Source organism: Vulcanisaeta sp. JCM 14467 (assembly GCF_001316245.1).
In the GTDB taxonomy this organism is placed as follows: Archaea; Thermoproteota; Thermoprotei; order Thermoproteales; family Thermocladiaceae; genus Vulcanisaeta.
The window spans coordinates 85,558-92,543 of sequence record NZ_BBDM01000011.1; the positions used below are offsets into that span (position 1 = coordinate 85,558).

The window sequence follows — 6,986 nt, forward strand, 5'->3', positions numbered from 1 at the left end:
TAAATCATGATGCCCGCATGGGCCATACTGGCGATAGCGGCTGTATGGTATGTGGGCTTTTACTTCACGTATGGCAAGTTCCTCGAAAGAAGAGTTACACAAGCGAGTGATAAGAACCTGACCCCTGCCCATACGAAATTCGACGGTATTGACTATGTCCCAGCTAATAAGGCCATACTTTACGGTCACCATGTTGGTGCCATAGCGGGTACAGGGCCTATAGTCGGCCCTACAATGGCTATGGCCTGGGGCTGGTTACCAGCCTTATTGTGGATACTCATTGCTAATGCCATAATTGGCGCGGTTCATGATTACTTGGCATTAATGCGTCGGTGAGGTATGAGGGTAGGTCAATAGCCGTGGTATCCGAGAGGGTCATTTCAAGTAGAATGAGGTACGTCTTTAGTTGGTATATATTCTTCGCATTAATACTAATACTTGCAGCATTCACTATATTTGACGCCCAATTATTCCTCACAAGACCTCAGGTAGCCACTGCAATACTATTTTTCATGCCTATAGCAATATTTGTTGGGGTACTGATATATAAGTTCTTAGTACCGCTTAAGTGGGCATTGCTTATTGGTCTTTCCTTCATAGTTGTGGCTATATTCCTTGGTTACAACGTGCCGCTCGTAATAAAGAATTACTACGTATGGGTTACATTACTCCTAATATACGGCTGGTTAGCTGGTTGGCTACCCCTTTGGTATTTACTCCAGCCTAGAGACTTCATGAACATTTACATATTATGGGCTGGCGTCATAATCGGCGCAGTGGCTCTCATAGCCTCATTTGCCACAATTAAGATACCGCCTGTGACATCATTCACGCAAATCCTCGTTGGTTACAAACCATCACCCATATGGCCAGTAATAGTACTAGTAATCGCATGTGGAGCACTATCCGGCTTCCATAGTCTGGTGGCTTCAGGAACATCAGCGAGACAATTAAACTCGGAGCTAGATGCATTATTCATAGGGTACGGCGGTATGTTTACTGAGGGTATTGTTGCACTAACTGTGGCATTAACTGTGGCAACAACATTACCTCAGTCCTTCTCAATGCTTTCCTCAATCACTTCGTGGCCTACTGGAGTTCCTAAAAACATGTATACATTCGTAGTAGCAAACACTTTAGGTGCCTTCACCCAGGGATATGGCATATTACTTCACAACGCATTTGGCATTGATATTATTTATGGCGCAATATTCGCGGGCTTATGGTTCGCAACATTTGACTTCGCGGTCCTGGATACCGCAAATAGACTCGCAAGGTGGACATGGACTGACATACTCGAACCCCTAAGAACTAGGGCACCTAAGCTCTTTGAAGCATTAAATAATAGGTATTTTGCATCGTTGATACCGTTAATAATAGCTGGTAGTCTTGCGTACACAGGAACAATAGCCTACGTATGGCCAGCATTCTCGGGCGCTAACCAGCTTCTTGCCGCCTTAGCATTGTTAACAACATCATCGTGGGTAATGTTCGTACTTAAGAGACCACGTAAGGCATCCCTTGCAATACTAATACCAGCATTATTCCTATGGGTTACTGTGACAACGGCATTATTCTGGTACGTAATCGTTGTTTCATACCCAACATTTATCGCTGGTCTTCAGAAACATATATTCACCACTATGTACTCAGGCCTTGCCCTCACAATAATAGCTTCGATCTTAATAATACTCGACCTATACATGATGGCCGAATTCATAAACTACGCAATTAAGAGGAGGGGTGAGGTCGTTGCAGCAAAGAAATAATGCGCTTAGTAAAGTATCTAATGCCATAAAGTCTCTGTTTAAGTACCATGAAGACTTCATGAGATATGAATCCACAAGAAGCATGTACAATGAATACGCAGAACTACTGAACATATTTTTAATACTAATTTTCGGAAACTTAATAGGTGTACCGTCACCACCACTTTCAATAACGCTAAGATTATTACCTTATGCGGTTGATGAGCTAAGGTATTTTGTGAATAAGGCAGGGAGGACTGAGGACTTGATATCTGACCTAGTTGATGCGTTTAACCTTGAAATATAGCCTTTCTTTTAATTATTTTAAAATATTTTATTTTATTTTTAATAATTTCATAATTTTTAGAAATAAAACCATAGATTATTATTCAGAACTATTATATTACATTCTTATAATGTCATTAGCATTTAATTTAATTTCTCTACCAGGTATTACTTAAAAAAATAATAATATTGATCATCGTTTGTTATGACCGTAAAATCAACTAAAAATGTACCTACATGGCGTAAGGTTGTTGCTGGCATACTCTTTATAATACCATGGATATACTACACGTTGCTACCGTTATATAATACCGTTCAGCCCGAACTTGGTGGTGTGCCATACTTCTACTGGTCCCAAACATTATGGCTCTTAATATCCTCAATACTCTTCGTAGTGGGTGTAATCCTACTTTACCCAAGTAAGAGGTGAAGGAGCATGGTAAGCCCATTGATAGGCCCACTGGGTTGGGTATATTCCTCGGCTTCTACTGAGCAAGGTGGAGGCGCGGCGACTTAAGTCAGTTGCATGAGTGAGCTTGGCTGGTCGCAGGTTAGGTACATTCCTTATATGGTTCCTCGTTGGTGCCGACTTATATACGGCTTATACCTTTGTTGCAGTGCCATCAGGCATATTCGCCAGCGGCGCCCTCTATTTCTATGCTGTCCCTTACGTGGCCACGGTATTCGCATTAGCCACCGTCACCATGCCGGCACTCTGGAGGTGGAGTAGGTTGAGGAATTACGTCACTGCCGCCGACTTCGCTCAAGACAGGTTCAACAGTAGATTACTCGCCGGTTTCATAGCCGCCACGGGAATAGTCGCCGAGTTTCCATACATAGCCCTGCAAATAGTTGGTATGCAGGCCGTACTAACAATAATGCTCCTCGGTGTCGTCAATAACGTGAAGTTTGTCAGCGATGTTGCATCAACAATCTCCTTCGTAATACTTGCCGCATTTACGTATACCAGTGGACTTAGGGGTGCTACGCTAACGGCCGTGTTTAAGGATGCCCTCGTATTTTTAGGCGTCATTGCAATACTTGTAGCCGTGCCATTTGCAATACATGGTGGCTTTGCAGCCGCATTTAAAGCCGCAACGCTAAAGGCATTGCCGACGGGAGTCTCCACGTTGAAGGATCCATACTTCATAACATACACGACACTTTGGGTAGGTAGTAGCCTAGCCCTGTATCTATATCCTCATTCCGTTAACGGTGCGTTGAGTGCTGAGAGTGATAAAAAGCTCGCCATGAGCACAGCCCTACTGCCCATATATGGCATTGCATTGGCACTGCTCGCAATGTACGGTATATTGATATATGGCAGTCCAGAAGCCATGAAGATACTAAACCTGTTCCCTGCGTCGACCAGGGGTATTTTGGTAATACCGACACTGGCAGTGACAACATTACCCGAGTGGCTAGCCGCCTTAGCCCTACTTGGCGTTTTCGTTGGTGGGCTCGTGCCTGCCGCAATAATGGCCATGGCGCAGGCTAACCTGTTGGTTAGGAATGTAATCAAGCCACTTTACCCAAGGATAACGCCTCAGGGCGAGACTAGGGCTGCTAAGTGGGCCTCGGTGATCTTCAAGTTCCTGGCGCTGGGCTTCGTATTCATTGTCCCAGCGACCTACGCAATATGGCTTCAATTACTTGGTGGTATAATAATTACGCAAACCCTACCTGCGGTGTTCCTAGCCTTATTACGGACAAGTTTGATAAGTATTCATTAATGACTGGTTGGGCCGTGGGGCTTGGGCTTGGTGTTTACTTATTCGTAACGCCGCATAAGCCCTCTGCAATGTTACCACTTTACCCAATAGCTGGGCATTTCGTATACATAGCCGTCATAGCCCTAGCCATTAACCTACTAATAGTCCTTGTGGGCACTGGCATAGCCATGGCTGTCAGGGGAGGAAGGAGTCGATGAGGTAAGGATAGGAATAAGAAATGTTTATTTACTCAAAATCGCAATCAATCAATTCGTGGTCTTGGTAAGGGTTATTGAGAAGTCGGACATGTACCTGAGGGCTGTGGTGGATGGTGTAACGCCACCACTCGTTAATTCATTACGTAGGGTACTCATCTCTGACGTGCCCGTGCTCGCAATTGACGAGGTAATAATACTGGACAACACCTCAGTGCTTTACGACGAGGTGCTTGCTCATAGGCTATCCATGATACCGATAAAGACCGACCTAAAGAAGCTGCCTAAGATTGAGGAGTGCGAGCAGGAGTTAGTCGACCCAAGCCTATGCCAGGTTAGGTTTGAGCTTAATGTTGAGGCTAAGGAGCCCATGGTTGTCTATAGCAGGGACTTGAAATCTGATGATCCTGAGGTTAGGCCTGTGTATGAGGACATACCAATCGTCAAACTAGTGCCAGGGCAGAAGATAGTGCTCGAGCCTACGCAAGGCTCGGCAGGGCTAGGAATCACGCCAAGTGGCAAGCAGGTTTAGCGTCGTATTACTACTACCCCAAGGTCACCGTGGTCGGTAAGGCTGACGATAGGTGTAAGGTATGCCTAGAGATATGCAATGGCGCCCTTGATATTAAGGATGACGGTTCGATAATGATCAATGACGCACTCAAGTGTACCTTTAATAAGTGGAAGACCTGTGAGCAGGTCTGCCCGGCGCTAAGGGTTGATTGGGATGAGAATAAGTACGTGTTTTGGGTTGAGAGCTTCGGCAATATGCCGGTTGAGGATATGGTTAGGGAGGGGTTCAGGATACTCAAGGGTAAGTTCCAGGAGTTTATAAGTGAATTAGAGCTTGAGTTATCGAGGGGAGTAGCACCACCCAGCGAGGCAACGGCTGAAAAGGCTCCTGAGGAGACTACTCCAACGGGTGAGGAGGTTGGTGAGGAATTCGGTACTGAGGAGGGACCGACCGAGGAGTGATACCATTAACGTCTACGGCTGCGAATTATTTAAAAAGGGTTGCGTTGCCGTTAGACAGGCATGCCGCCAAACCCAACGGGCCCTACTAACGCGGAGCTTCGTATGTTGATTAGATTCCTTAGGCGTGCGGCTAATGAGTATAAGGCTGCGATTTGGGACTACGTAGCCGACCTGCTTGAGAAGCCCACTAGGCGTAGGGTCGAGGTTAATGTTGGTAAGATAAACAGGCTCGCTAATGATGGAGACATCGTTATCGTGCCTGGTAAGGTGCTTGGTTATGGAGTGTTGAGTAAGAAGGTCACAATAGCTGCGTGGTCCTTCTCGAAGGGCGCTCTTGAGGCCATTAAGAGGGCTGGCGCTGAGGCGATCACAATACCTGAGCTTGTTAGGAGGAATAATAAGGGTAGTAATGTTAAGATAATAATCTAGGGTGGTGGGCATGAGTAGTAGGGTTATCGTTGTTGATAGGAATCCCCCGGAATTAAACGAGGTGGTTATTGACGCCACAAACCACGTTGTTGGTAGGCTGGCCTCAATAGTGGCGAAGTGGGCGTTGGAGGGTAGGAGAGTGGTCATTGTTAATGCCGAGAAAGCCGTTGTCACTGGGGACTTCAACATGGTACTTAATTGGTATAAGACGAGGATTAGCGAGTGGTTAACGCACTACAACCCTGAGAAGGCTGGCCCGAAGATACCGAGGAAGCCCGACAGGATTTTGAGGAGGGTTATTAGGGGTATGCTGCCTAGGAAGGAGTTCAGGGGTAGGCAGGCATACAAGAGGATTAGGGTCTTCATGGGCGTTCCACCGCAGTACATGAATGTTGATAAGGTGATGATCAAGGGCGCATTACTAACGGTTAGGCCAGGCGCTAAGTATGTGACTCTTGAGGAGCTTTGGAGCCACATAGAGCCTAAGCAGTACGAGGCCTGGAGAAAGGCTAAGGAGGCTTGGGAGGCTAAAATGGCGAAGCTTAAAAAGGCTGAGAGTAAGGGTGGTAACGCATGAGCGAGCAGGGCAGTGAATCAACGGCATTACCAAGGCCAGTACCAAATGCCACGGTTCAGGAGGTAGCTGGGGCTAGGGTGGTTATCGCTGTTGGTAAGAAGAAGACGGCGATTGCCAAGGCAATTGTTAGACCTGGTATTGGTAGGGTTAGGGTTAATGGCGTGCCAATTGAGATTTGGCCCATTGAGATGGCTAGGATGAGGATGATGGAGCCACTACTGCTCGCTGGTAAGGAGTTAATGAGTAAGGTGGATATCGAAGTAACGGTTAGGGGCGGTGGTTTCATGGGGCAGGCAACTGCCGTTAGGATGGCCATCGCAAGGGGCCTGGTTGAGTACTTCCAGAATTCTAAATTGCTTGATCTTTACATGGCCTATGACCCATCAATGATCAAGGGAGACCCAAGGAGGACGGAGCCTAAGAAGCCAGGGCTTAAGCACGCAAGGAGTAAGAGACAGAAAGCATACAGGTAATCCCAGACATTACAACAATTATGGGGTACTGGTGAAGCTGAACTAAGCGTGTATTTATATTAATAAATACGAGACCCAACTCATGAAGTAATATTAAGGTATAAAAAGGACAAATTCATGTCTCTTCTTTATAACTTAATGCATATCGTACATATATAAAAGAAAAAGAGGGAATTTTTAAATTAAGTTATAAACATGAATCTTGCTGTTATGCTATGTTTGGAAGTCTTGGTACATGTTGCATGTTGTTCCTTGGTTGTACATCTGGGTGTATATCACGTTGGAGCCTTCAAGCGTGTTATTGGCTAACGGGCCTTGGTATAGGTTCACGTTGGAGCAGAATTGGAATTCGCCAGAACCACCTGGGTTAAAGTTTACAAAGCCTCGTACTAAAGTCTCATTCGGGTACAAAAGACTTACTCCCGCCCAGACCACGTTGGATCTGTACCAACGATTCGTGTATTGGGATGGAATGCTTATGCACGTGTAGAGGGTATCGTAGACTTCGTATGCGATTGGTATCTCCACCTCCTCACAAACCTCACTAATCAAGCCATTACTCACCTCATAGG

Annotated in this window: 6 protein-coding genes and 3 pseudogenes; 8 read left to right on the plus strand and 1 reads right to left on the minus strand. The window is 45.8% G+C overall.

Annotated elements, in window-relative coordinates:
- Positions 1 to 9: 9 nt before the first annotated feature.
- From JCM14467_RS20525 to JCM14467_RS10790, 8 genes and pseudogenes are all read left to right on the plus strand, one after another.
- Positions 10 to 1,769, plus strand: a pseudogene (locus JCM14467_RS20525) (carbon starvation CstA family protein).
- A 58-nt stretch (positions 1,770 to 1,827) separates the two neighbouring features.
- Positions 1,828 to 2,055, plus strand: coding sequence for a hypothetical protein (locus JCM14467_RS10760; protein WP_054850125.1), 228 nt, complete (start codon positions 1,828 to 1,830; stop codon positions 2,053 to 2,055).
- Positions 2,056 to 2,238: 183 nt separating this feature from the next.
- The gene (locus JCM14467_RS10765) at positions 2,239 to 2,463 is read left to right on the plus strand and encodes a DUF3311 domain-containing protein (RefSeq protein ID WP_054850126.1); all 225 of its coding nucleotides are present in this window, start codon (positions 2,239 to 2,241) and stop codon (positions 2,461 to 2,463) included.
- Positions 2,464 to 2,469: 6 nt separating this feature from the next.
- Positions 2,470 to 3,963: pseudogene (locus JCM14467_RS10770) on the plus strand (sodium:solute symporter family protein).
- A 55-nt stretch (positions 3,964 to 4,018) separates the two neighbouring features.
- Positions 4,019 to 4,935 (plus strand): annotated as a pseudogene (locus JCM14467_RS10775) (DNA-directed RNA polymerase subunit D).
- A gap of 60 nt (positions 4,936 to 4,995) precedes the next feature.
- On the plus strand, positions 4,996 to 5,364 hold the full coding sequence (locus JCM14467_RS10780; protein ID WP_054850127.1) for a 50S ribosomal protein L18e: 369 nt from the start codon (positions 4,996 to 4,998) through the stop codon (positions 5,362 to 5,364).
- Positions 5,365 to 5,374: 10 nt separating this feature from the next.
- Entirely contained in the window at positions 5,375 to 5,941 is a 567-nt protein-coding gene (locus JCM14467_RS10785; protein WP_054850130.1) for a 50S ribosomal protein L13, read from the plus strand.
- Positions 5,938 to 6,414: a 30S ribosomal protein S9 gene (locus tag JCM14467_RS10790; protein WP_252901408.1), complete on the plus strand. Its 477-nt coding sequence runs from the start codon at positions 5,938 to 5,940 to the stop codon at positions 6,412 to 6,414. The genes JCM14467_RS10785 and JCM14467_RS10790 overlap by 4 nt, the downstream gene beginning before the upstream one ends.
- Positions 6,415 to 6,627: 213 nt before the next feature.
- Here JCM14467_RS10790 and JCM14467_RS18065 read toward each other — a convergent pair.
- Positions 6,628 to 6,986: hypothetical protein (locus JCM14467_RS18065; RefSeq protein ID WP_252901409.1), on the minus strand; the 359-nt coding region annotated here is incomplete at its 5' end.

What these genes read in the sequence shown, in the direction of transcription:
- JCM14467_RS10760 (WP_054850125.1), top strand. Translation starts at nt 1,828, where the DNA reads ATGAGATATGAATCCACAAGAAGCATGTACAATGAATACGCAGAACTA.
- JCM14467_RS10785 (WP_054850130.1), top strand. Translation starts at nt 5,375, where the DNA reads ATGAGTAGTAGGGTTATCGTTGTTGATAGGAATCCCCCGGAATTAAAC.
- JCM14467_RS10780 (WP_054850127.1), top strand. Translation starts at nt 4,996, where the DNA reads ATGCCGCCAAACCCAACGGGCCCTACTAACGCGGAGCTTCGTATGTTG.
- JCM14467_RS10790 (WP_252901408.1), top strand. Translation starts at nt 5,938, where the DNA reads ATGAGCGAGCAGGGCAGTGAATCAACGGCATTACCAAGGCCAGTACCA.
- JCM14467_RS10765 (WP_054850126.1), top strand. Translation starts at nt 2,239, where the DNA reads ATGACCGTAAAATCAACTAAAAATGTACCTACATGGCGTAAGGTTGTT.